The 21,220-nt window shown below is 64.0% G+C and carries 20 protein-coding genes; 4 read left to right on the top strand and 16 right to left on the bottom strand.

Translation table 11 applies throughout. The features are described 5' to 3' along the window. Positions 1–194 precede the first annotated feature (194 nt). Positions 195–2,030, top strand: a complete 1,836-nt coding sequence (gene ilvD, locus H4I97_RS09115) for a dihydroxy-acid dehydratase (protein ID WP_182304356.1) — start codon at positions 195–197, stop codon at positions 2,028–2,030. A 95-nt stretch (positions 2,031–2,125) separates the two neighbouring features. Here ilvD and H4I97_RS09110 read toward each other — a convergent pair whose 3' ends face one another. The 6 genes from H4I97_RS09110 to H4I97_RS09085 all read right to left on the bottom strand — a co-directional run bounded on the left by H4I97_RS09110 (position 2,126) and on the right by H4I97_RS09085 (position 5,473). Further along, complete coding sequence (locus tag H4I97_RS09110; RefSeq protein WP_182304355.1) at positions 2,126–2,338, bottom strand: hypothetical protein; 213 nt, start codon at positions 2,336–2,338, stop codon at positions 2,126–2,128. Between the two features lie 47 nt (positions 2,339–2,385). Next, entirely contained in the window at positions 2,386–2,796 is a 411-nt protein-coding gene (locus H4I97_RS09105; protein ID WP_182304354.1) for an SRPBCC family protein, read from the bottom strand. Beyond that, positions 2,793–3,116, bottom strand: coding sequence for an ArsR/SmtB family transcription factor (locus tag H4I97_RS09100; protein WP_182304353.1), 324 nt, complete (start codon positions 3,114–3,116; stop codon positions 2,793–2,795). Before H4I97_RS09100 ends, H4I97_RS09105 begins: the two co-directional genes overlap by 4 nt. A gap of 308 nt (positions 3,117–3,424) precedes the next feature. Beyond that, positions 3,425–3,925 (bottom strand): diheme cytochrome c, encoded by a 501-nt coding sequence (locus H4I97_RS09095; protein ID WP_210297071.1) that lies wholly within the window; start codon positions 3,923–3,925, stop codon positions 3,425–3,427. Between the two features lie 13 nt (positions 3,926–3,938). After that, positions 3,939–4,343: a DUF1924 domain-containing protein gene (locus H4I97_RS09090; RefSeq protein WP_182304352.1), complete on the bottom strand. Its 405-nt coding sequence runs from the start codon at positions 4,341–4,343 to the stop codon at positions 3,939–3,941. Beyond that, positions 4,340–5,473, bottom strand: coding sequence for a cytochrome b/b6 domain-containing protein (locus H4I97_RS09085; RefSeq protein ID WP_182304351.1), 1,134 nt, complete (start codon positions 5,471–5,473; stop codon positions 4,340–4,342). The genes H4I97_RS09090 and H4I97_RS09085 overlap by 4 nt, the downstream gene beginning before the upstream one ends. A 305-nt stretch (positions 5,474–5,778) precedes the next feature. On the opposite strand from H4I97_RS09085, the gene H4I97_RS09080 reads away from it, so the two are divergent. Together H4I97_RS09080 and H4I97_RS09075 are read left to right on the top strand one after the other, a co-directional pair. After that, positions 5,779–7,188: a DegQ family serine endoprotease gene (locus tag H4I97_RS09080; protein WP_182304350.1), complete on the top strand. Its 1,410-nt coding sequence runs from the start codon at positions 5,779–5,781 to the stop codon at positions 7,186–7,188. Then, positions 7,185–8,501, top strand: coding sequence for a replication-associated recombination protein A (locus H4I97_RS09075; protein WP_182304349.1), 1,317 nt, complete (start codon positions 7,185–7,187; stop codon positions 8,499–8,501). The genes H4I97_RS09080 and H4I97_RS09075 overlap by 4 nt, the downstream gene beginning before the upstream one ends. Positions 8,502–8,508: 7 nt before the next feature. Here H4I97_RS09075 and H4I97_RS09070 read toward each other — a convergent pair whose 3' ends face one another. After that, on the bottom strand, positions 8,509–8,823 hold the full coding sequence (locus H4I97_RS09070) for a DUF1883 domain-containing protein (protein WP_182304348.1): 315 nt from the start codon (positions 8,821–8,823) through the stop codon (positions 8,509–8,511). Positions 8,824–8,993: 170 nt separating this feature from the next. Here H4I97_RS09070 and H4I97_RS09065 point away from each other — a divergent pair, with 170 nt between their 5' ends. Then, positions 8,994–9,230 carry a hypothetical protein gene (locus H4I97_RS09065; protein WP_182304347.1) on the top strand — a complete coding sequence of 79 codons (237 nt, stop codon included), beginning with the start codon at positions 8,994–8,996 and terminating at the stop codon, positions 9,228–9,230. Between the two features lie 42 nt (positions 9,231–9,272). Here the strand turns inward: H4I97_RS09065 and H4I97_RS09060 are convergent, their stop codons facing one another. The 9 genes from H4I97_RS09060 to H4I97_RS09020 form a co-directional block, all read right to left on the bottom strand. After that, positions 9,273–9,704 (bottom strand): GNAT family N-acetyltransferase, encoded by a 432-nt coding sequence (locus tag H4I97_RS09060; RefSeq protein ID WP_182304346.1) that lies wholly within the window; start codon positions 9,702–9,704, stop codon positions 9,273–9,275. Positions 9,705–9,803: 99 nt separating this feature from the next. Next, the gene (locus H4I97_RS09055; protein ID WP_182304345.1) at positions 9,804–10,346 is read right to left on the bottom strand and encodes an SRPBCC family protein; all 543 of its coding nucleotides are present in this window, start codon (positions 10,344–10,346) and stop codon (positions 9,804–9,806) included. Further along, entirely contained in the window at positions 10,343–12,433 is a 2,091-nt protein-coding gene (locus H4I97_RS09050; RefSeq protein ID WP_182307594.1) for a copper-transporting P-type ATPase, read from the bottom strand. Before H4I97_RS09050 ends, H4I97_RS09055 begins: the two co-directional genes overlap by 4 nt. A gap of 206 nt (positions 12,434–12,639) precedes the next feature. Next, positions 12,640–14,145 (bottom strand): multicopper oxidase family protein, encoded by a 1,506-nt coding sequence (locus H4I97_RS09045; RefSeq protein ID WP_182304344.1) that lies wholly within the window; start codon positions 14,143–14,145, stop codon positions 12,640–12,642. A gap of 97 nt (positions 14,146–14,242) precedes the next feature. After that, on the bottom strand, positions 14,243–14,605 hold the full coding sequence (locus H4I97_RS09040; RefSeq protein ID WP_182304343.1) for a hypothetical protein: 363 nt from the start codon (positions 14,603–14,605) through the stop codon (positions 14,243–14,245). Between the two features lie 67 nt (positions 14,606–14,672). Then, entirely contained in the window at positions 14,673–15,170 is a 498-nt protein-coding gene (locus tag H4I97_RS09035) for an HIT family protein (protein ID WP_182304342.1), read from the bottom strand. A 157-nt stretch (positions 15,171–15,327) separates the two neighbouring features. Beyond that, entirely contained in the window at positions 15,328–15,870 is a 543-nt protein-coding gene (locus H4I97_RS09030; protein WP_182304341.1) for a Holotricin-3 precursor, read from the bottom strand. Positions 15,871–16,570: 700 nt separating this feature from the next. Next, entirely contained in the window at positions 16,571–16,759 is a 189-nt protein-coding gene (locus H4I97_RS09025) for a hypothetical protein (RefSeq protein ID WP_182304340.1), read from the bottom strand. A gap of 265 nt (positions 16,760–17,024) precedes the next feature. Next, positions 17,025–20,840 carry a vitamin B12-dependent ribonucleotide reductase gene (locus tag H4I97_RS09020; RefSeq protein ID WP_182304339.1) on the bottom strand — a complete coding sequence of 1,272 codons (3,816 nt, stop codon included), beginning with the start codon at positions 20,838–20,840 and terminating at the stop codon, positions 17,025–17,027. Positions 20,841–21,220 lie beyond the last annotated feature (380 nt).

The raw sequence follows: 21,220 nt of genomic DNA, 5'->3' as shown, positions 1-21,220 counted from the left end.
AAGAAACGTCGAGCCACGATTTCGTGAGGAAACCGGCCAGTCGTGCCAGGCGTACCGTTTTGGGGTATGCTGATAGTGACACTTTCCCCCGATTGCACTAGGACAGGGGAAATCCATAGGTATGCGCATGAGATCGGCACTTGATTGCCGCGCGCGCCCGGAAAAGCAACCAGGACAGATCCGAGGAACCACCGATGCCAGCTTATCGTTCAAGAACCACGACCCACGGCCGCAACATGGCGGGCGCGCGCGGTCTCTGGCGCGCGACGGGCATGAAGGATGCCGACTTCGGCAAACCGATCATCGCGGTGGTGAACTCGTTCACCCAGTTCGTTCCGGGCCACGTCCACCTGAAGGATCTCGGCCAGTTGGTCGCCCGCGAGATCGAGGCGGCCGGCGGCGTTGCCAAGGAATTCAATACGATCGCCGTCGACGACGGCATCGCCATGGGCCATGACGGCATGCTCTATTCGCTGCCGTCGCGCGAACTCATCGCCGACAGCGTCGAATACATGGTCAACGCCCACTGTGCCGACGCCATGGTCTGCATCTCCAACTGCGACAAGATCACCCCCGGCATGCTGATGGCGTCGCTGCGCCTCAATATCCCTACGGTCTTCGTTTCCGGCGGACCGATGGAGGCCGGCAAGGTCGTCCTGCACGGCAAGAAGCATGCGCTCGACCTCGTCGACGCGATGGTCGCTGCCGCCGATGACAAGGTATCCGACGAGGACGTCAAGGCGATCGAACAGTCCGCCTGCCCGACCTGTGGCTCCTGCTCGGGCATGTTCACGGCCAATTCGATGAACTGCCTGACGGAAGCGCTCGGTCTGTCGCTGCCCGGCAACGGCTCGACGCTCGCCACCCATGCCGATCGCAAGCGGCTCTTCGTCGAGGCCGGTCATCTGATCGTCGACCTCGCCCGCCGCTGGTACGAGCAGGACGATTCCACTGTCCTGCCGCGGACCATCGCTTCCAAGGCCGCCTTCGAGAACGCCATGGCGCTCGACATCGCCATGGGCGGCTCCACCAACACGGTGCTGCACATTCTCGCCGCTGCCCATGAGGCGGAGGTGGATTTCACCATGGACGACATCGACCGCCTGTCGCGCCGGGTCCCTTGCCTCTCGAAGGTGGCGCCCGCCAAGAACGACGTCCATATGGAAGACGTTCACCGGGCGGGCGGCATCATGCGCATTCTCGGTGAGCTCGACCGCGGTGGCCTTATCAATCGCGACAGCCCGACCGTCCATGCCGCCTCTCTCGGCGACGCGATCGATCGCTGGGACATCACCCGCACGAATTCCGAGACGGTGCGCGAATTCTTCAAGGCCGCGCCGGGTGGCATCCCGACCCAGACGGCCTTTTCCCAGAGTGCCCGATGGGAGGAGCTCGATACCGACGGCGAGAACGGCATCATCCGCTCGGTCGAACACCCGTTCTCCAAGGACGGCGGCCTCGCCGTTCTGAAGGGCAACATCGCGCTGGACGGCTGCATCGTGAAGACGGCAGGCGTCGACGAGTCGATCCTGAAGTTCACCGGTCCGGCCAAGGTCTATGAGAGCCAGGACGCGGCGGTGAAAGCGATCCTGTCGAACGAGGTCGTCGCCGGCGACGTCGTCGTCATCCGCTACGAAGGCCCGAAGGGCGGCCCCGGCATGCAGGAAATGCTCTATCCGACGAGCTATCTGAAGTCGAAGGGTCTCGGCAAGGAATGTGCGCTGATCACCGACGGACGCTTCTCCGGCGGCACCTCGGGCCTGTCGATCGGCCACGTTTCGCCGGAAGCGGCAAACGGCGGCACGATCGGCCTGGTTCGCGACGGCGACACCATCGAGATCGACATCCCGAACCGCACGATCAATCTTTCGGTCAGCGTCGACGAGCTCGCCCGCCGCCGCGCGGAACAGGACGAGGCCGGCTGGAAACCGTCGACCCCGCGCAAGCGCAACGTGACGACGGCGCTGAAGGCCTATGCCGCGTTCGCGAGCTCCGCCGACAAGGGTGCAGTCCGCATCCTGCCGGAATAGGGCTGGAAGCCGCTTCTACGGACAGAAACGGGAAAGCCGCCGGCGGGAGTCGGCGGCTTTTTATTTGCAGCAAAGATGATTGCGTTCTTTCTGCTTTACGCCGCCGCGCGCCGACGCCTGCCGAAATACGGCAGGGCGAACATGTAGAGGCCGCTGAGCAGCAAGACAAAGAGCGGCGGTAGGGGCGAATAGGTCACCCAGGCAGGCGGCTCGCCGAACGACATCGTGACAAAGTTCGCGGCAACGGTCGCGGTGAAGATGATCGACGTCCAGCGGTGAAATTGGCGTATTCCGGCATTCCAGGTCATGCTCTGCTCCTTCGTAACGGAGGTCGGGCGGGCGTTGCGTGCTGACGTCAGTCCAGCCGCTCGAGGACGGCTTCGAGTTTGTCGATGAACTGCGGCCAGCCGGCTTTCGCTCCGCCGTAGTAGCGCGGCTGGTCTGGCTTGAAGCCTGTCTGTTCCATGCGCAGATGCGTGCCACTCTCCATGGGGGTGAGGGTCCAGGTCACGACGCTCCTGAGATCGTAGGCGTCCCAGGTATAGGAAAGCGCCCGGTTCGGTTCGACCGTGCGGACCTCGCAGTGGATTGAGCCCCAGTCGGCTTCCAGCCTGAAGCGGTGGCCGGTCTCCGGCTTGAACTCATTCTTCATCAGCCATTCGGCGATGAGATGCGGCTGCGTCAGCGCGCGCCAGATTTTCTCCGGCGGAAAGGGAAGTTCGCGCTCGACGACGACGGAGCGCGTTGCAGTCTCGGCAGTGGTCATTGGTCCATCCTCCTGAGTAGGTCTTCGAGCTCGTCGAAGCGGGTGTGCCAGAAGCCGGACATTTGCTTCGTCCAGTCGACCAGCGGCGCCAGGGCTTCGATCCGGGCGCTGTAGTGGGTCTGACGTCCTTGGTGGCGATCGCTCACAAGCCCCGCCCGTTTCAGTACCGCAAGATGTTTCGATACCGCCGGCTGCGAGACGCCAGCCTTGGCCGTCAGCGCGGCGACAGTCTGGTCTCCCTCGCGGCAGAGCCGTTCGAAGATGGCCCTGCGGGTCTGGTCGGCAAGGGTTCGGAAAAGGAGATCGTGTGCATTCGGCATGGAAATCGATAACTCGTTGGCTATGGATTTTTCTATAACCGTAGAGTTATGGGTCAGTCAAGTCGCGAGGACAGGCATGCCAGTGACGCCAGTGGCGAGTGTCCGGCAAGTAAGTGATTGAATAGATATTTCGCGAAAAAACTAATTAGCGACGTAGATGGCGTAACGGTATGGAACGTCGTCACGTCCGGCTGTCCAGCCGCGAGACCTCTTGATCTCTCTATGCACAAGGCCCGCCGGCGGGAGCGCGTCGGCGGGCCCTGCGTTCGGTGCCGCCGACGTGGAAGGCGGCGCCTTTTGGTTTCTGATCAGTCGTCCTCGAAATAGCCCTGTTCGGCGCCGCGGTGGCAGGCGGCACAGTTCGATATCGAACCGATCTTCGGGTTCGCCTTCGCCCGGGCGATGAGCTTGGAGCCGTGTTCGCGTGTGAACCACGGCAGTTCGGAGATGCGCAGCGGTGTTTGGTCGGCCTTGAGGCCGCGCATCGAGCCGCCACCTGCATCCGCTGCATTGGCGACCAGATAGTCCTCGATTTCCTTGCGGACCGGTTCGTCGAGGCTTGCATCCTCGCCGAAGTGGTTCGACAGGTTGCCCATCAGCGCCTGCCAGGAGCGCTGCGGCAACAGCCCCGGCGGATAGGCCATGTGGCAGGCGGAACACTCGGCCTTCGCCGTCTCGTTGGTGACGGCGCGAATGCCGCCTTCGCCACCTTCGTCGTCATCGGCGAAAGCGGGGCCGAGCATGGCGGCACCCGAGAAGGCGGCGGCGACGAGCGCCAGTTTGAGGGCGGATTTCAGTGTCATCGTCATCGGAAATCTCCGGTCAGAGGCTGGACAGATAGGTGATGATATTCCCCTTTTCCTCGGTGGTACATTCGCGCCCGAGGACCGAGGTGCAGTTGCGGCGGAACCATTTTTCCACTTTCGCGGCATCGGTGAAACGGCTCGCATTGGCCGATACGGCCATCGGCTCGATCGGCTTGCCGACCCGCGACTTGCCCGCCTGGCGCGGATCGGTGGTGTGGCAGGTCGTGCAGGACGGCGTGTCTGGTTTGCCCCCGGTGTGGTTCGCCTGGAACAACGTCTTGCCGGCCTCGGCAGAGAAGGAGGTGACGCCCGCAGCGGTCGCATAGTCCTTCAGGATCGCGTCGCGCGCAGGGTCAGCTTTTGCCGGCACTGCCGCAAGAAGTCCGAGGCCGCACAGCAGGATCGTCGCTGTCTTCTTCATTTCAAGTCCTCCTTCGGGATGTTGATATTGGCTGGATAGAAGGCACCGCTCTCGGCATCGCGATGGCAGGCGGCACAGTTCGCCTTGCTGCTCACGGGCTTTGCCGAAAAGACGGAGTCCGGAATTTCGCCATGCATGCGCTTCCAGAACGGTGTGGCCGTGAGTTCGTACGGCGATGCCGGATCGAGACGGCGGAAGGCGTTGGCCGGCTTGGTGTCGGCAGTCTCGGCGGCATTCGCGGTCAGGAATGCCGTGATCGTCGACGCCGTTTCGGGATCGAGGCTCGCATCCTCGCCGAAGTGGTCGTCGAGGTTTTCCATCAATGCCTGCCAGCTGGCGGCGGGCAACAGGCTCGGATGATAGGCCATGTGGCAGGCGGTGCATTCCTGGCGGTAGACGGGATCGAGTTGCGCTACGGGCATGCCTGAAGGGGGTATGGCTGCGAGCGAGAGCCCGAGCGGCACTGCCGCACCGAACAGAACGAGTAGCGTGACGAAGGCCACCAGCGGCCGGGCGGCAATCGGCCTTTCCTGGTGGATGCCGGGCTCCAGCCGCTTGCGCCCCGTCACCATCGCCCGGGTCAGGTTTTCACCTGTGCGCCGGCTTTCAAAGAGCGCGCCGGCGATATGCAGCCCGACCAGGCCGAGCAGTGCCAGGGCGAGCAGTTCATGGATCTCGCGCGCCGAGAACCCGGTTGCAAAGGAGAAGAGGGCGGCGCCCGGCCCCTTCTTGAAGACGCCGCCGAAGACGATCGTGCCGGATATGACGAGGCCGGTGATCACGGCGACAAGCGCGAGGATCATCAGGGCGCCGAGCGGATTATGCCCGAGATGGGGACGAGCGGTTCCCGATTTCAGCTCGCCGACATGCGAGAGTACCGTTCTTGGCGCCGGCAGGAACGTCGAGAAGCGTGCATAGGTGCTGCCAGCGAAGCCCCAGACGATACGGATGACGAGGAGGGCGGCGAGTGCCGCGCCGGCCCAGACATGCAGCTCGATCCACCGACCGCCGAGAAGGAAGCCGGTAACGGCGGCGACCGTGACGAGAAGGAACTGGGCCCAGTGATAGGCGCGGACCGGCAGGTCCCATACGGTAATGCGGGTGTCCCTCGGCGGTGACTGGTCGGCCATCTTCGTTCCCTTGGAATCGGTTCGTCCCGACGAAAGTTAGACGGGCTTCCTGACAACTACCTGAACGCCCTTGGTTGGAATTGATAAAGCGCAATTCAATCAGCGGCTTATGCGCCGGGTCGACGGACGGTGCTCCGGAACGGAGAGGAGCCTGCTATCCGGGAACATGACCGAGTTGTAATGTCGCTGGCCTTGGAAATGCGCCATGGCTGGCTAATTGTGGGAATCCGGAGAGGGCGATTTGCCGTTTCCTTCCGGTCCGCTCCGCACTAAAAGCCATTCTGTAATTCTATCGGGAGTCTCCCATGCAAGGCCTGCTCCGCTTCGCTGCCGTTTCGGCGCTTTCGCTCGCTCTGCTGTCGCCGTTTTCTGTTTCCGCCCAGGAGGCGGCCAAGGTCCTGCCGCGCTCGCAGGCCGAGATGCAGCTCTCCTTCGCGCCGCTCGTACGCGAGACCCACGGCTCGGTCGTCAATGTCTATGCCGAACGCATGGTGCAGCGGCGCATGTCGCCCTTCGCCGGTGACCCGTTCTTTGAACAGTTCTTCGGCCAGCGCATGCCGAACCGCAGCGAGAAACAGACCTCGCTCGGCTCGGGCGTCATCGTCGATTCCAAGGGGATCGTCGTCACAAACAACCACGTGATCGGCGGTGCCGACGAAATCAAGGTCGCGCTCGCCGACGGACGGGAGTTCCCCTGCAAGGTGGTGCTGAAGGATGACCGCCTCGACCTCGCTGTGCTGAAGATCGATGCGCGCGAGCCCCTGCCGGCCCTGAAGATCGGTAATTCCGACGCGATCGAGGTCGGTGATCTGGTGCTTGCGATCGGCAATCCCTTCGGCGTCGGCCAGACGGTCACGAGCGGCATCGTCTCGGGGCTCGCCCGTAATCAGGTGACGGAAGGCGACTTCGGCTTCTTCATCCAGACCGACGCGGCGATCAATCCGGGCAATTCCGGCGGCGCGCTGATGAACATGAACGGCGAGCTGATCGGCATCAACACGGCGATCTTCTCCAAGGGCGGCGGGTCGAACGGTGTCGGCTTCGCGATCCCCGCCAATCTCGTCACGGTCTTCCTGGCCGCCGCCGAACGGGGTGATGTCAGCTTCGAACGCCCCTATATCGGCGCCTCCTTCGATGCCGTGACCTCGGATGTCGCCGAGGCGCTGGGGCTCGACCGGCCGCGCGGCGCGCTGGTCGTCCGCGTCGTAGAGGACGGACCGGCCGCGAAGGCTGGTTTGCGTCCCGGACAGGTGGTGACCGCCGTCAACGGTGTTCCCGTCGAGCATCCCGATGCACTCGGCTACCGGCTGACGACGGCGGGTCTCGGGACCTCGGTGACGCTGACGGTCAAGGATAACGGGTCGGAAAAGGAGATCAGCCTTCCCTTGGCGGCGGCACCCGAAACCCGTCCGCGCGACGAAAGGGCGATCGGCGGTCACAGCCCGTTCGCCGGTACCACCGTCGCCAATCTGTCGCCCCGGCTCGCCTACGAACTGCACATGCCGACGGAACTCACCGGCGTCGTCATAACCGCCATCGACGGCGGTTCGATCGCAGCCCGGCTCGGCTTCCAGCCCCACGACATCATCATTGCCGTCAATGGCACGGACATCGCGTCGAGCGCCGACATGGAGGCGTTGGCCGCCTCCGATCCCGGCATCTGGCGGGTGGAGATCGAGCGCAACGGCGAGCGTATCAGGCAATTGTTCCGATGAGCGACGATCTCTTTGCTCCGCAGGTTCCAGACACCGTCGCCTCGAAGCGGCCGCTTGCTGACCGGTTGCGCCCGACCTCGCTTGCCGAGGTGACCGGACAGGAGCATCTGACGGGGGAGGACGGCGTCCTGCGCCGGATGATCGACAGCGGCTCGCTCGGCTCGATGATCTTCTGGGGACCGCCCGGCACCGGCAAGACCACCGTCGCCCGGCTGCTCTCCGGTGAGGCGGGTCTTGCCTTCGAGCAGATCTCGGCGATCTTCTCCGGTGTCGCGGATCTCAAGAAGGTCTTCGAAGCCGCGCGGACCCGACGTATGAACGGCCGCCAGACGCTGCTTTTCGTCGACGAGATCCATCGCTTCAACCGCGCCCAGCAGGACAGCTTCCTGCCGGTCATGGAGGACGGCACGATCATCCTCGTCGGCGCGACCACGGAGAACCCCTCCTTCGAGCTCAACGCCGCTCTTCTTTCCCGCGCCCGGGTACTGACCTTCAAACCCCATGACGAAGAAAGTCTCGAGACGCTGCTCACGCGCGCCGAGGCGGTGGAGGGCAAGCCGCTGCCGCTCGACGGCGGAGCCCGGGAAAGCCTCATCCGCATGGCCGATGGCGACGGCAGGGCGGCACTGACGCTTGCCGAGGAAGTCTGGCGTGCCGCCCGCAAGGACGAGGTGTTCGATACCGAGGGCCTGACCCGTATCGTGCAGCGGCGCGCGCCCGTTTACGACAAGGGGCAGGACGGCCATTACAATCTGATCTCGGCGCTCCACAAGTCGGTGCGCGGCTCCGATCCCGATGCCGCACTCTACTATCTCTGCCGGATGTTCGACGCCGGCGAGGACCCGCTCTATCTCGGCCGGCGTCTGGTCCGCATGGCCGTCGAGGATATCGGTCTCGCCGATCCACAGGCGCTGGTGATCTGCAACGCCGCCAAGGATGCCTATGATTACCTCGGCTCACCGGAGGGAGAACTGGCGCTTGCACAGGCCTGCGTCTATCTCGCCACGGCGCCGAAGTCGAACGCCGTCTACACCGCCTACAAATCGGCGATGCGCGTGGCCAAGGAGAATGGTTCGCTGCTGCCGCCGAAGCACATCCTGAATGCGCCGACCAAGCTCATGAAGGGGGAAGGTTACGGCGAGGGCTACCGCTACGATCACGACGAGCCGGACGCTTTTTCCGGACAGGACTATTTCCCGGAGAAGATGGGCCGCAAGACCTTCTATGATCCACCGGAACGTGGCTTCGAACGGGAGATCCGCAAGCGTCTCGACTGGTGGTCCAAGCTCCGCCGCGAGCGCGGCGGCGGTTGATCGCAGGTTACGACGCCTTCTGCTGGCGCTGCTGGCGGGACGGCGAGGCAATCATGCGGACGGAGGAATCGGCCAGCCCGTGATGGCCTTCCATGTCGACGATCAGATGCCAATGTGCAGCTTCCGGGATCGTCAACCGGATCGGCGATTTCTTGGCGACGCCGCCGACATATTTGAAGTCCAGGGTCTCCTTGAAGCGCTGGAAGTTCGTCGCCGTCATCAGGCGCACGTTGTTCACGGCGTTCAGCGTCACCTCGATGATCGCACCGGCCGGCTGTTCACTGAGGTCGTAGTGGGTAAAGCGGAAGGTCGGGTTCGGCATGCAAGTCTCGCATCAGTCACTGCTTTGCAACACACTCTAGGGCCTGCCGGTTAAGGATTGGTGGCCTGACCGCACGATGTCCACTCCGTCGCTTCCGGAACCATCGGTGTCCGCCCCGCGTTGAGCCGGTACATGTAGTCAGACAGGCCCCGTGGGCCGAGGAGGCGATCATGAAAACCGATCTGTTCATCACTGCGATGGTAGGGATGATGGTCAACGCCGTGCTGTTCGGAGTCGGCGCCGTCACCGTTCTTTCCGTTCCGGCCCTGAACGAGCAGGCGAAATACCTGCTGCCGGCCGTCATCGTGCTCGCATTCGCGCTGACCCCGTTCGTCTCGCGCGTGATCGCGCCGCACCTGCGTATCCGCAACTGGTATAACTGGCGGGAAAACAGGTACAGCGCCTGACGGCGGTGCGCCGGGGAGGCAGTCTGCTCCCCCGGCAGACGATCAGGAAAAACGCTTCTTCAGGAAGAACTGGCCACGAGCGCCGTCACCGCCCTCGAGTTCGCCGAAGACCTCGTAGCCGAGCTTCTCGTAGAAAGGCCGCGCCTGGAAGTCGTAGGTGTCGAGCCAGACCCCGACGAACCCGCGCCGGCGGGCGATCTCTTCCGCTTCTTTGATCAGCCGGCTGCCGAGACTCAGCCCGCGGAGGTTCTCCGGCACCACCAGATACTTGATGAAGCCCCAGCCATAGCTCTCTTCTCCGTAGAGTCCGCCGATCACCGCCTCCGTTTCCGGGTCACGCAGCAGCACGGCGAAATCGGCCGCGCGGACGCGCCCGGTCTGCGCCTGGTTGTAGGTGCGCAGTACCGCAAGCACCGCATCACGGTCCTCGGGCGGCGTGTCGCTGACGACGACATCGATGACGGGGCTTTGCATGGAAAGTCTCGTTTCAGGGGAGGGAACGCGCCGGCGACGGGAATCACCGGCGCGATCTTACCGCGTGCGGCGTCCTGGGAACAACGCGGTCATGGCAATTCATATGCCTGCTTTCGGAGACTTGGCGAGATCGGCCGCATCCTCGGCGATCCGTCGCACGCACCAGCGGGCGTAGATCGGCCCCAACAGCGACCCGGCGAACCGCCCCAGGGAGGTGCCGGGATCGTCATAGTCGATGAAGACGTGAAGATGTGATCCTTCCCCGGCGGGCGCGATGTCGAAACCCATCCGGTAATCGCCGATCACCAGAAGGCGAGGACGTCCACGCGTCTCCCACACCTTCCGAAACGGCCGTCGACGCTCGATCACCACCTCGTCCACGGCAAGACCGAGGAAAGCGAAGCGCCCGTCCATCCGGATCCCCGACCCGATGGCCCGGCCCTGCCCCTCGTCGAGGCGGTAGCGCATCCAGCCGCCGAGCATCATCAACGACGGCTTTCGCATGTGACGGCCGAGGCGCGTGGGATCGTCCAGCGCGTCGAACAGATCTTCGGGCGTGGCCGCGATTTCCAGGTCGACGGCGGCCGAATGGGCATAGATTGCGTTCTCGCTCTCCTGCTGACGGCCGCCGCCGTAGGTCATAACCGTGCGCTCCGCAGGCGCAGCGCATTGCTGATGACGCTGACGGAGGAGAGTGCCATTGCCGCCGCCGCAATGATCGGCGACAGCAGGAGGCCGAAGGCGGGATAGAGCACGCCCGCCGCGACGGGTACGCCGAGCGCGTTATAGATGAACGCAAAGAAGAGGTTTTGGCGGATGTTACGCATGGTCGCGCGGCTCAGCTGCCTCGCCCGGACGATGCCCTCGAGATCGCCCTTGAGGAGGGTGACGCCCGCGCTTTCGATCGCGACGTCGGTTCCCGTTCCCATGGCGATGCCGACGTCGGCGGCGGCAAGAGCCGGAGCGTCGTTGACGCCGTCGCCCGCCATTGCCACGGCGCGGCCCTCCTTGCGCAGCCGCGCGACGATCTCGCTCTTGTGTTCCGGCAGGACCTCCGCTTCCACCTCGGTAATCCCGAGCTTGCGGGCGACGGCGTTCGCGGTGGTGCGATTGTCGCCGGTGAGCATGACCACGCGAACGCCTTCCGCAAGGAGTGCGCTGACGGCGGACGGCGTCGTCGGCTTGATCGGGTCCGCGATTGCAAAGAGACCGGCCAACCGGCCGTCGACGGCGGTAAAGATCACCGTCGCGCCTTCGCCGCGCAGTTCCTCCGCTTTCTCCGTCAGGGCCGAAACATCGATCTTCTCGTCGGCCATGATCCGGTGGCTGCCGATGATCAGCCTGTGGCCTTCGACGGTACCCGTCACGCCGCGGCCGACGGGGCTGTCGAAGTCCTGCGCATCGGCGAGCGCGGCCTTGCGGGCTTCGGCGGCGTTCACCACCGCGGCCGCCAGCGGGTGTTCGCTCGACCGCTCGAGGCTTGCGGCCAGCCGCAGGAGTTCGGTCTCCTCGACGCCGGGAACGGTGGCAGTCGCGACCACCTCGGGGCGGCCGGCGGTCAGCGTGCCAGTCTTGTCGACGACGAGCGTGTCGATCTTTTCCATCCGCTCGAGCGCCTCGGCGTTCTTGATCAGAACGCCCATGCCGGCGCCACGCCCGACGCCCACCATGATCGACATGGGTGTCGCAAGCCCGAGGGCACAGGGGCAGGCGATGATGAGAACGGCGACGGCCGCGACGAGGCCGTGGGCGAAGCGAGGCTCCGGCCCGATCGTCATCCAGGTGCCGAAGGCGACAAGCGCGACGAGAATGACGATCGGCACGAACCAGCCGGAAACGTCATCGGCGAGCCGCTGGATCGGCGCCCGCGAGCGCTGCGCTTCGGCGACCATGTGGACGATCTGCGAGAGTACCGTGTCGCGTCCGACGCGGCGAGCCTCCATGACGAAGCCGCCGGTGCGATTGATCGTGCCGCCGATCAGCTTGGCGCCCGGCTCCTTCGTGACCGGCATGGATTCGCCGGTGATCATCGATTCGTCGACGGAACTGCGGCCTTCGAGAAGCTCACCGTCGACCGGAACCTTCTCGCCCGGACGGACGCGCAACCTGTCGCCGGCCGCAACGAGGTCGAGCGGCACGTCCTCGTCTGTCCCGTCGCTGCGCACCCTCCGGGCGGTCTTCGGCGCGAGATCGAGGAGCGCGCGGATCGCACCGCCCGTCTGTTCGCGTGCCCGCAATTCGAGCACCTGCCCGAGCAGGACGAGCACGGTGATCACCGCGGCCGCCTCGAAATAGACGTCGACCGCGCCGTCACCGGAACGGAAGGTCGCGGGGAACACAGACGGGGCGACGGTCGCGACGACACTGTAGATCCATGCCGTGCCTGTGCCCATGGCGATCAGCGTGAACATGTTGAGGTGGCGCGAGACCAGCGAAGCCCAGCCACGCTCGAAGAAGGGGTAACCCGCCCAGAGCACCACCGGCGTCGCCAGCACCAGCTGGATCCAGGAGCCTGTCGTCGGCTCGATCAGCATATGCAGGTCGAAGAGGTGCTGTCCCATCTCCAGCAGCACGACCGGCAGCGCGAGCGCAAGTCCGATCCAGAAGCGTCGCTGCATGTCGAGGAGTTCCGGGCTCGGGCCCGAATCGAGCGTCGCCGTCTCCGGCTCCAGCGCCATGCCGCAGATCGGGCAGTTGCCGGGACCGAGCTGGCGGATCTGCGGATGCATGGGGCAGGTGTAGACGGTTCCGCCCTTGCCGGAGGCATCCGGTGCAGGGGGTACTGTTCCGCCCGATTCATGAGGGTGATGAGCAGATTGCCCGGCCGGCTTGTGGTCATGACCGTGATGATGGTGGTGGTGCTCTTCAGCCACGATTGCCTCCTTGCGTTAAAGGTCGGAACCCGGGCGAGGTGTAACCTCGCCCGGGCATTCTATCAGGCATTGTCGTAGGCGACGAACGCCATCATGCCCGAGGCCATGTGGTAGAGATGATGGCAGTGGAAGGGCCAGCGTCCGGGGTTTTCGGCGTCGAACTCCAGCGCGACCTCGGCCATCGGCGGCAGCAGCACGGTGTCGCGAAGCGCTCCTGCGATCGTGACGCCGTTGACCGCCGTCACCTGGAAGTGGTGACCGTGCAGGTGCATCGGATGCGCCATCATCGACATGTTCTGCACGACGAAGCGGATGCGCTCACCGGTGCCGACGGCAAGCGCCTCGGCGCCGGCGATCGACCAGGTGTAGCTCGCCATGTCACCGCCGAGCACCATGCGGTAGCTGCGGGCGGGCGGGCGCTTGTCGAGCGGCGTCACGGCCCTGAGCCGCTGTTCGAGTGCCAGATCGAGCACGGGGCCGGTCTCCTCGCCGTCACCGGCGAACTTGCCGATCGAGGCCCCGGCACTCGCGAGCACGATGCCGGTCCGCTTCGTCGAGCCTTCGCGCAAGGCGAGCACCGGGAAAGCGCCGCCCTCCTTGGGCAGCTCGACCACGATGTCGAGCCGCTGGCCCATGGAGGCCGGGAAGCGCGTGCCGGCGATCGGCTGCACCGGCTGGCCATCGACCGCGACGAGACGGCCGAGCACCTCGCCTGTGTCGATGGTGAAGGCGGTCGCAGTGGCGCCGTTGATGATCCTCAGTCGCACCCGTCCGCCTTTCTCGACCTGGACGATTTCGGGATCGTCCAAGGTGCGGTCGTTGGCGAGATAGGCGTCGTACTCGATGTCGTTGAGGTCCATGGCGGCCATCCCGCCCATGCCGGGCATCGCCATGCCACCCATGGAGCCGCCGCCCATGGAACCACCACCCATGGAACCACCCATGCCGTGGCCCATATGGCCCATGCCGGACATTCCGCCCATCGGCATCCCGCCCATCTGGTCGGTGCCGTGGTCGTCACCACCCTTCAACTCTTCGAGGAGTTCTTCGGGCGACCGGAATGAAAAGTCGTGGAGAAGGATGACCACCTCCTGCTCATCGCTTGCCGCTTCCTCGGGGCGGCGGACAATCAGCGGTGCGGCGAGCAGGTTCTGTTCCTGCAGGGTGTGGGCGTGCATCCAGTGCGTTCCGCCGCTGCCGGCGGGGAAGGTATAGCGGCGGGTTTCCGCAGCCTTCAGCAGGGCGGCCGGATTGTCCGGCACGCCGTCCAAGGCCCAGGGCGGGGTGAGCCCGTGCCAGTGGATAAGCGTCGACTCGGCGGTTTCGTTGGCGAGCAGCACGTCGAAATCGGCGCCTGCGTCGAGCGTGAGGCCGGGCGTGCCGTCCGGTTGGACGAGCCCGAAGACCTTGGCCGGCTTGCCGTTGACGTCGAGCACGCGGCTGGTGACGGCAAGCCGCTTCGCTGATGGATCGGCGGCCGCCCGTGCGGAGGTTGACAGAAAGGAAGGGGCGAACCCGACCGCGGCGGTGCCGAGGGCGAGGGTCTTAAGGAATTTACGGCGATACACGATCTTTTTCTCCTGATCGTTGCGTCGGTGTGGCCGACAGCAGTTTCATCCATGCATGTGGGGACATGCCGCCGCTGGGACGCGGCTGGCGGATCGATCAGGCGAGGGTTCGTGGTGGTTCTAAATCCGGGGAAGGCTCGCTGCCGGAAAGGCCGAACTGGCGTTCGGCAAACCGAAGATGGAGGAAGGCCGCTGTCTGGCGGGTAACGCCGGCAGGACCGGCTGCCGAAACACAGAGCGGGCAGGCCGTCGTGCAGCAGGGAACCGCAGCCGCCTTTGCGGCGGTGGTACCGCCGGAGTTTGTATGATGGTGCTGGTGAGCGCCGTCGGCCACGACGGTCATGACACTGCCGCAGTTCGTCTGGTGCGCACTGGCGCCGGGTGCACCGGCGAAGGCAAGCGCGGCCGCAACGAGCAGCACCAGCCATGCCATTCTCCCGAAATCGCGCAATTGCCGCATCAGGCCAGATCTCCGCGAAGGACGATGCATCGGGATCGAATGCGCCGTCTCCGTCACTCACCTTGATCTAGGACGCTTTTGCGGCATTCTCAAGGGGGAGCCGGCCGACGGCGTCACCGTCCGCGGCAAACAGCGCCCGTAGATGGGCGGCGATCGCATAGGCTTCCTCGAGCGGCACCGGCGGCGGCGGCTTGGGCGAGGGGTTCTGGTGGTAGCGGGTATCGGAAATGGCGTAGTGCTTCCACTGGCGTGGCGTGTCGTAACGCGGAATCGCATGAACGTGGAGCTGCGGCCACTCGTTGCCGAGCTGCGTATAATTGAAGCGCGCCGGCTGGAAGGCCGCCCCGACGACGCGCTCATAGCGCTGCAGGACGCATCGAAGATCGTGGTATTCCTCGTCGCTGCAGGTGGCGAGAGAGGTGTCAGACACGCGCTTCGCGATGACGAGGCAGCGCCCGAGATAGCTCTGGTTGAAATGGAGCCGGGTCTGCCAGTGCTCGCTCTCGCAGACGTCCATGCGCGCGAAATCGACGTCTGCCATGCGGATGTCGAAGGAAAGAGACATGGTAGGCCCTGTTGTGAAACGGAAGCGCGATCGTCTCTTGATTCGCGCGAAGGTTTCAAGGCGCATGCGGCCGCAATCGCGTCCGGTTGCGGCCTTTCCGGCCGAATGCCGCGGCCCTCTCCTGTCCGTAAGGAGAGGGCGAAGGAAGTCGACGGACTCAGCGCGAATCGAGGATTGCGTTCAGCTCGTCGATCTGGTCGGAGGTGAGCGTCAGACCGAAACCTGCCTCCAGCTGATCGACCGCGGCGTCGAGGGCGGCGGTCTGGGCGGCGGGGTCTTCGAGCGTCAGTGCTGCGGCGCGGGCTTGCTGATAGGTCGCCACCTTGCCGACGGCCGAATTTGGCGAGGCGAACATGCGCGCGACCGGTGAGGCGTGGGCGGCGTTGAGCGGGCCGAGCTCCTCCGCGCCTAACGTTTCGGTCTCCGTTTCCTTCACCTTCGCCGGCCTGGTGTCGAGCTTGCCGTAGGCATTGCCGTTCCGCGACTTGTCGGAGGCATGACCGCTGCCCTGGCCACCGCCGTTTCCGCCGCCGTGATCGCCACCGTTGCCGCCGCCATGTCCGCCCCCGTTCCCCCCGCCGTTGCCGTTTCCGTTGCCGGCAAGCGCCTGGTCGACGAAGCCGAAGCCGCCCCCGGGCGGCATCGCCAATGCGACGGCGAGAGCGGCGGTGCAGACCGCAACGCGCGCAAGATGTTTCATTGGAACCTCCGTTGTCGTGTTTCCCACCTTCTTCGTGACGGGTTGGGGTATTCCCCATTCTTCCGGGGCCATGTGAACCGCGGCCGCGGTGCTCCGCGTGCATTAGAAGGAAGGATAGGAACATTAATATGGCATGAGGAATTCGGGTCCAAAGCAACGGGCTCTTCGGTCAAAGCGCTTGCGGTCGGCGTCCTCCCCCGAAATTCAGGTAGCGGGCAGCGGCGGTGTTCTCTTCGCTTTCGTGGTAGAGGCGGCGGCGGGCGTATCGCACCGTTTCGTTGCCGTTCGAAGCTCGGACTTGGTCGTGGATCCTCGGGTCGAGCCCGAGGATGACACCTCTGGCTGAATGCGCAGGCGCCCCCTGCCGACACCTCTGCGAACAGAAGACGTTACCTTCGCCACCGGCGCAACCACGGTCTACGTCATCCTCGGGCTTGACCCGAGGATCCACTGTCAACCTGTGCGAGATGGAGCAATTTCAGCATCTTAGCGCGAGCTAAGTGCCTGGAAATTGCAGGTGCGGGTGTGTGTGTCATGCCCGCCGTCTTACCCCTCACCAACAAAATCTGCGACTTAGCTGACGCTAAGATCGCGATTTTTGTTACCTCTCCCACAAGAGGAGAGGACGGGCGGCGGCTGATGAAACACGTTGAGCACTACGGGCAATTCCGATGGCACGAAATTGCCCGCGTGGTGCAATTTAGGAGTTTTCGGTATCGCGACCGTCTGGTTCCATCGCGACGCCCTTAAATTTCCCTTCAGACTGCTTCACTTCCATGAAGTGACCAGTTCGTTCGTCCCTTTTCTGAAAGTGCCCGTCAGGGCGTTCGAACTGTGTACGGCCCGTGATCGCGCCACGCCTGAAGTCATTTCCGGTATTTCGTGCCATATTTATCTCCTATGACTCCGAATTGCCAAAGCTACCTCGACTCTGAGACACGAAACCCCATATACTAACCGTGCTACAGGCAGGGGATGCGAGTCTCATTGCCCCGCGTGGGCTTCGGCCTTTTCGCGGTATTCAAAGCCGGGGTCGTTGACTCCGGCTTTGCTATTTCAAACACACGCAAATTGGAATCTCGTTTTGTTCTTCTTTGAACTCCAGCCCGAAGAAAAATCCTCGGGCTGAAATCCGCTATTATTCAAAGTTCCCCTCAGCTGCACCCGCTCGTCGCCCCGCAGGTGTCGCACTTCTCGCACGTGCCGTTCCTCACCATGGTGAAGTTCTGGCATTCCGAGCACATGTTGCCGGTGTAGCCTTGGGCGATCGAGCGCATGCGGCGCTCGGCCTCGACCTTCTTCGCTTCCGCCTTGGCCGATGCCGCGTCGGCGGCGGCCTTGTCGGAGAAGAGGGCGGTCTTTTCCTGGCCCACCTCGTCGGCCACCGTCTCGGCCTCGATTTCCTCGGCGAGCTCGGCGGCGCGTTCCTCGTAGTCCCGCTTGAAGGAGACGATCTCGGAGGTGGAGATCGCCACTGTCGTGTCGAGCTTGCGGGCGGCGGAGCCGGCAAAGGCCGTCACGTTGCCGCCGGCCGAAGCCTTGGCGGGAGCGGCGGTCGAGGCACCTTTCGGTTCGGCGAGCGAGCGGTCGATGCCCGTGCCGCCGACCAGCGTCGGCTTGTAGCCGCGGGTCCAGCCGGTGGAGACGAGGTTGGTCTTGCCCTCCTTGATGCCCTTGCCGAGCGCAGTGTTGGAGAAGTCCGACGTGTCGACATGGGCGAGGTCGTGGCGGCCGAGATAGGAGACGGCGAGTTCGCGGAACACGTAGTCGAGGATCGACGTCGCGTTCTTGATCGCGTCGTTGCCGATGACCATGCCGGCCGGCTCGAACTTGGTGAAGGTGAAGGCCTCCACATATTCCTCGAGCGGCACGCCGTATTGCAGGCCGAGCGAGATGGCGATGGCGAAGTTGTTCATCATCGCACGGAAGGCGGCCCCTTCCTTGTGCATGTCGATGAAGATCTCGCCGATGCGGCCGTCACCGAATTCGCCGGTGCGGAGATACACCTTGTGGCCGCCGACGGTCGCCTTCTGGGTATAGCCCTGGCGACGGTTCGGCAGTTTTTCGCGTTCACGGGTGACGCGCTCGATGACGCGCTCGATGATCTTTTCGGTGACCGTCACCGCCTGGGCGGCGGCCGGCTGCTGGATCAGATCCTCAATGGCATCCTCGTCTTCCTCGTCCTCGACCAGCGCCGAGTTGAGCGGCTGCGAGAGCTTGGAGCCGTCGCGATAGAGCGCGTTCGCCTTCAGCGCGAGCTTCCAGGAGAGCATGTAGGCGCTGCCGCAATCCTCGACGGTCGCCTCGTTCGGCATGTTGATCGTCTTGGAGATCGCACCCGAGATGAACGGCTGGGCGGCCGCCATCATGCGGATGTGGCTTTCGACCGAGAGGTAACGCTTGCCGATCTTGCCGCACGGATTGGCGCAATCGAAGACCGGCAGGTGCTCGGCCTTGAGGAAGGGGGCGCCTTCCAGCGTCATCGCACCGCAGATGTGGATGTTGGCGGCTTCGATGTCCTTCTTCGAGAAGCCGACATGCTCCAGGAGGTTGAAGCTCATGTCGGAAAGCTGCTCGTCGGTGACCTTCAGCGTCTCCTTCAGGAAGTCGGCGCCGAGCGTCCACTGGTTGAAGGCGAACTTGATGTCGAAGGCGCTCTTCAGCGCGGCGTTGACGGCCTCGATCTTTTCGTCCGTAAAGCCCTTGGCCTTGAGCGTGCCGGGGTTGATGGCCGGTGCCTGGTTGAAGTTGCCGTGGCCGACCGCATAGGCCTCGATCTCGGCGATCTGGCTTTCGGAGTAGCCGAGCGTGCGCAGGGCTTCCGGAACGGCGCGGTTGATGATCTTGAAGTAGCCGCCGCCGGCGAGCTTCTTGAACTTGACCAGCGCGAAGTCAGGCTCGATGCCGGTGGTGTCGCAGTCCATCACGAGGCCGATCGTGCCGGTGGGGGCGATAACCGAAACCTGAGCGTTGCGGTAGCCGTGCTTTTCGCCGAGTTCCAGCGCCTTGTCCCAGGCGGCGGTCGCATGGGCGATGAGCGCCGGGTCGGAGCAATCGGCATGGATGAGTGCAACCGGGTCGACCGACAGGCCCTCATAGCCTTCGGAAATGCCATGGGCGGCGCGGCGATGGTTGCGGATGACGCGCAGCATCTGGTCGCGGTTCGGCTGGTAGCCCGGGAAGGGGCCGAGTTCCGAAGCGATCTCGGCGGACGTCGCATAGGAGACGCCGGTCATGATCGCGGTCAGCGCGCCGCAGATGGCGCGGCCTTCGGCGGAGTCGTAGGGAATGCCTGACGACATCAGGAGGCCGCCGATGTTTGCGTAGCCGAGGCCGAGCGTGCGGTATTCGTAGGACAGTTCGGCGATCTGGCGCGACGGGAACTGCGCCATCATGACCGAGACTTCGAGCACGACGGTCCACAGCCGCACGGCATGTTCATAATCGCCGATTGCGATCTTGCCGGTCTTGGCGTCCTTGAACTGCAGAAGGTTGAGCGAGGCGAGGTTGCAGGCCGTGTCGTCGAGGAACATGTATTCCGAGCACGGGTTCGACGCGCGGATCGGACCGGCGGCCGGGCAGGTGTGCCAGTCGTTCATCGTCGTGTTGAAGTGCAGGCCAGGATCGGCCGACGCCCAGGCGGCGTAGGAAATCTTCTCCCACAGGTCGCGCGCCTTCAGCGTCTTCATGACGCGGCCGTCCTTGCGGGCAGTCAGGTTCCATTCGCCGTCGTCTTCAACGGCGCGCAGGAAGTCGTCCTTGAGCGAAACGGAGTTGTTGGAGTTCTGACCGGAGACGGTGAGATAGGCTTCCGAATCCCAGTCCGTGTCGTAGGTCTTGAACTCCATGTCCTTGTAGCCCTGCTGGGCGAACTGGATGACCCGCTTGATGTAGCTTTCCGGAACCTGGTCCTTCTTGGCAGCGCGGATTTCGCGCTTCAGCGCCGGGTTCTGGTTCGGGTCGAAGCAGGCGTCGTTGTCGGCCGTGCAGTTGACGCAGGCCTTCATGATCGCCTTCAGGTGCCGTGCGACCATTTTCGAGCCGGTGACGAGGGCGGCCACCTTCTGCTCTTCCTTGACCTTCCAGTTGATGTATTCCTCGATGTCGGGATGGTCGATGTCGACGACGACCATCTTGGCGGCGCGCCGCGTCGTGCCGCCCGACTTGATGGCGCCCGCCGCGCGGTCGCCGATCTTGAGGAAGCTCATCAGTCCGGAGGACTTGCCGCCGCCCGAAAGCTTCTCGCCTTCGCCGCGCAGGTAGGAGAAGTTGGAACCGGTGCCGGAACCGTATTTGAAGAGGCGCGCTTCACGCACCCAGAGATCCATGATGCCGCCCTCGTTGACGAGGTCGTCCTCGACGGACTGGATGAAGCAGGCATGCGGCTGCGGATGCTCATAGGCCGACTTCGACTTGACGAGCTTGCCGGTGAACGGGTCGACGTAGAAATGGCCCTGGCCGGGACCGTCGATGCCGTAGGCCCAGTGCAGGCCGGTGTTGAACCACTGCGGAGAGTTCGGCGCGACGCGCTGGGTGGCGAGCATGTAGGCGAGTTCGTCGCGGAAGGTGAGGGCGTCTTCTTCCGACGAAAAATACTTGCCCTTCCAGCCCCAGTAGGCCCAGGTGCCGGCGAGACGATCAAAGACCTGACGGGCGTCGGTTTCGGCGCCGTAGCGCTCTTTCTCCGGCAGCGCCTTCAGCGCTTCGGTGTCCGGAACAGACCGCCAGAGGAAGGAGGGAACATCGTTCTCCTCGACCTTCTTGACGATCTTCGGAACGCCGGCTTTGCGGAAATACTTCTGCGCCAGCACGTCGGTCGCGACCTGGCTGAACTGCGCCGGCACGTCGATATCCGCGGCCCGGAAGACCGTCGAGCCGTCCGGATTCTTGATTTCACTCACCGCCTTGCGGAATTCGATCTCCGCATAGGGCGACTGACCCGGCTTGGTAAATCGGCGTTCGATGCGCATCTGCCTTCGTCCCTCGTTGTTCGGCGCCAGACGGCGCGACAAATCCCGTCCGGCCACTCGGTTCGACGCGTGCAGCCGGTCTCGCTTCATATCGTTCAGGTGAATCATTCCCGTGATGATCGACCTGTATCTTGTGGTGAATGTGGCTGCAAACACTAAATATAGTATTAACAGTTTATTTCCGCCAGTCCCCGTGTCGCATTTAGGCGGAAAATTTCGCGCACGAATGCCCACAGGTTGCGCCCACGTCATGTGAACTGCTCCCTCGCTTCGCATCGCGATTTTTCTGGAACGAACCGGTCTCGTTAATCCCGGTCCAGCCGCCGCCGCAACATAAGAATGTATTAACTTTGAAACGGGCGATTCCGTCAAGGGCTGGT

Origin of the sequence: Ciceribacter thiooxidans (assembly GCF_014126615.1) — a bacterium.
Classification (GTDB): domain Bacteria; phylum Pseudomonadota; class Alphaproteobacteria; order Rhizobiales; family Rhizobiaceae; genus Allorhizobium; species Allorhizobium thiooxidans.
The sequence above is the reverse complement of the archived record's forward strand: the minus strand, read 5'-3'. Positions and strand labels throughout refer to the sequence as shown.

What these genes read in the sequence shown, in the direction of transcription:
- ilvD (WP_182304356.1), top strand. Translation starts at nt 195, where the DNA reads ATGCCAGCTTATCGTTCAAGAACCACGACCCACGGCCGCAACATGGCG.
- H4I97_RS09110 (WP_182304355.1), bottom strand. Translation starts at nt 2,338, where the DNA reads ATGACCTGGAATGCCGGAATACGCCAATTTCACCGCTGGACGTCGATC.
- H4I97_RS09105 (WP_182304354.1), bottom strand. Translation starts at nt 2,796, where the DNA reads ATGACCACTGCCGAGACTGCAACGCGCTCCGTCGTCGTCGAGCGCGAA.
- H4I97_RS09100 (WP_182304353.1), bottom strand. Translation starts at nt 3,116, where the DNA reads ATGCCGAATGCACACGATCTCCTTTTCCGAACCCTTGCCGACCAGACC.
- H4I97_RS09095 (WP_210297071.1), bottom strand. Translation starts at nt 3,925, where the DNA reads ATGACGATGACACTGAAATCCGCCCTCAAACTGGCGCTCGTCGCCGCC.
- H4I97_RS09090 (WP_182304352.1), bottom strand. Translation starts at nt 4,343, where the DNA reads ATGAAGAAGACAGCGACGATCCTGCTGTGCGGCCTCGGACTTCTTGCG.
- H4I97_RS09085 (WP_182304351.1), bottom strand. Translation starts at nt 5,473, where the DNA reads ATGGCCGACCAGTCACCGCCGAGGGACACCCGCATTACCGTATGGGAC.
- H4I97_RS09080 (WP_182304350.1), top strand. Translation starts at nt 5,779, where the DNA reads ATGCAAGGCCTGCTCCGCTTCGCTGCCGTTTCGGCGCTTTCGCTCGCT.
- H4I97_RS09075 (WP_182304349.1), top strand. Translation starts at nt 7,185, where the DNA reads ATGAGCGACGATCTCTTTGCTCCGCAGGTTCCAGACACCGTCGCCTCG.
- H4I97_RS09070 (WP_182304348.1), bottom strand. Translation starts at nt 8,823, where the DNA reads ATGCCGAACCCGACCTTCCGCTTTACCCACTACGACCTCAGTGAACAG.
- H4I97_RS09065 (WP_182304347.1), top strand. Translation starts at nt 8,994, where the DNA reads ATGAAAACCGATCTGTTCATCACTGCGATGGTAGGGATGATGGTCAAC.
- H4I97_RS09060 (WP_182304346.1), bottom strand. Translation starts at nt 9,704, where the DNA reads ATGCAAAGCCCCGTCATCGATGTCGTCGTCAGCGACACGCCGCCCGAG.
- H4I97_RS09055 (WP_182304345.1), bottom strand. Translation starts at nt 10,346, where the DNA reads ATGACCTACGGCGGCGGCCGTCAGCAGGAGAGCGAGAACGCAATCTAT.
- H4I97_RS09050 (WP_182307594.1), bottom strand. Translation starts at nt 12,433, where the DNA reads ATGCATCCGCAGATCCGCCAGCTCGGTCCCGGCAACTGCCCGATCTGC.
- H4I97_RS09040 (WP_182304343.1), bottom strand. Translation starts at nt 14,605, where the DNA reads ATGCGGCAATTGCGCGATTTCGGGAGAATGGCATGGCTGGTGCTGCTC.
- H4I97_RS09035 (WP_182304342.1), bottom strand. Translation starts at nt 15,170, where the DNA reads ATGTCTCTTTCCTTCGACATCCGCATGGCAGACGTCGATTTCGCGCGC.
- H4I97_RS09030 (WP_182304341.1), bottom strand. Translation starts at nt 15,870, where the DNA reads ATGAAACATCTTGCGCGCGTTGCGGTCTGCACCGCCGCTCTCGCCGTC.
- H4I97_RS09025 (WP_182304340.1), bottom strand. Translation starts at nt 16,759, where the DNA reads ATGGCACGAAATACCGGAAATGACTTCAGGCGTGGCGCGATCACGGGC.
- H4I97_RS09020 (WP_182304339.1), bottom strand. Translation starts at nt 20,840, where the DNA reads ATGCGCATCGAACGCCGATTTACCAAGCCGGGTCAGTCGCCCTATGCG.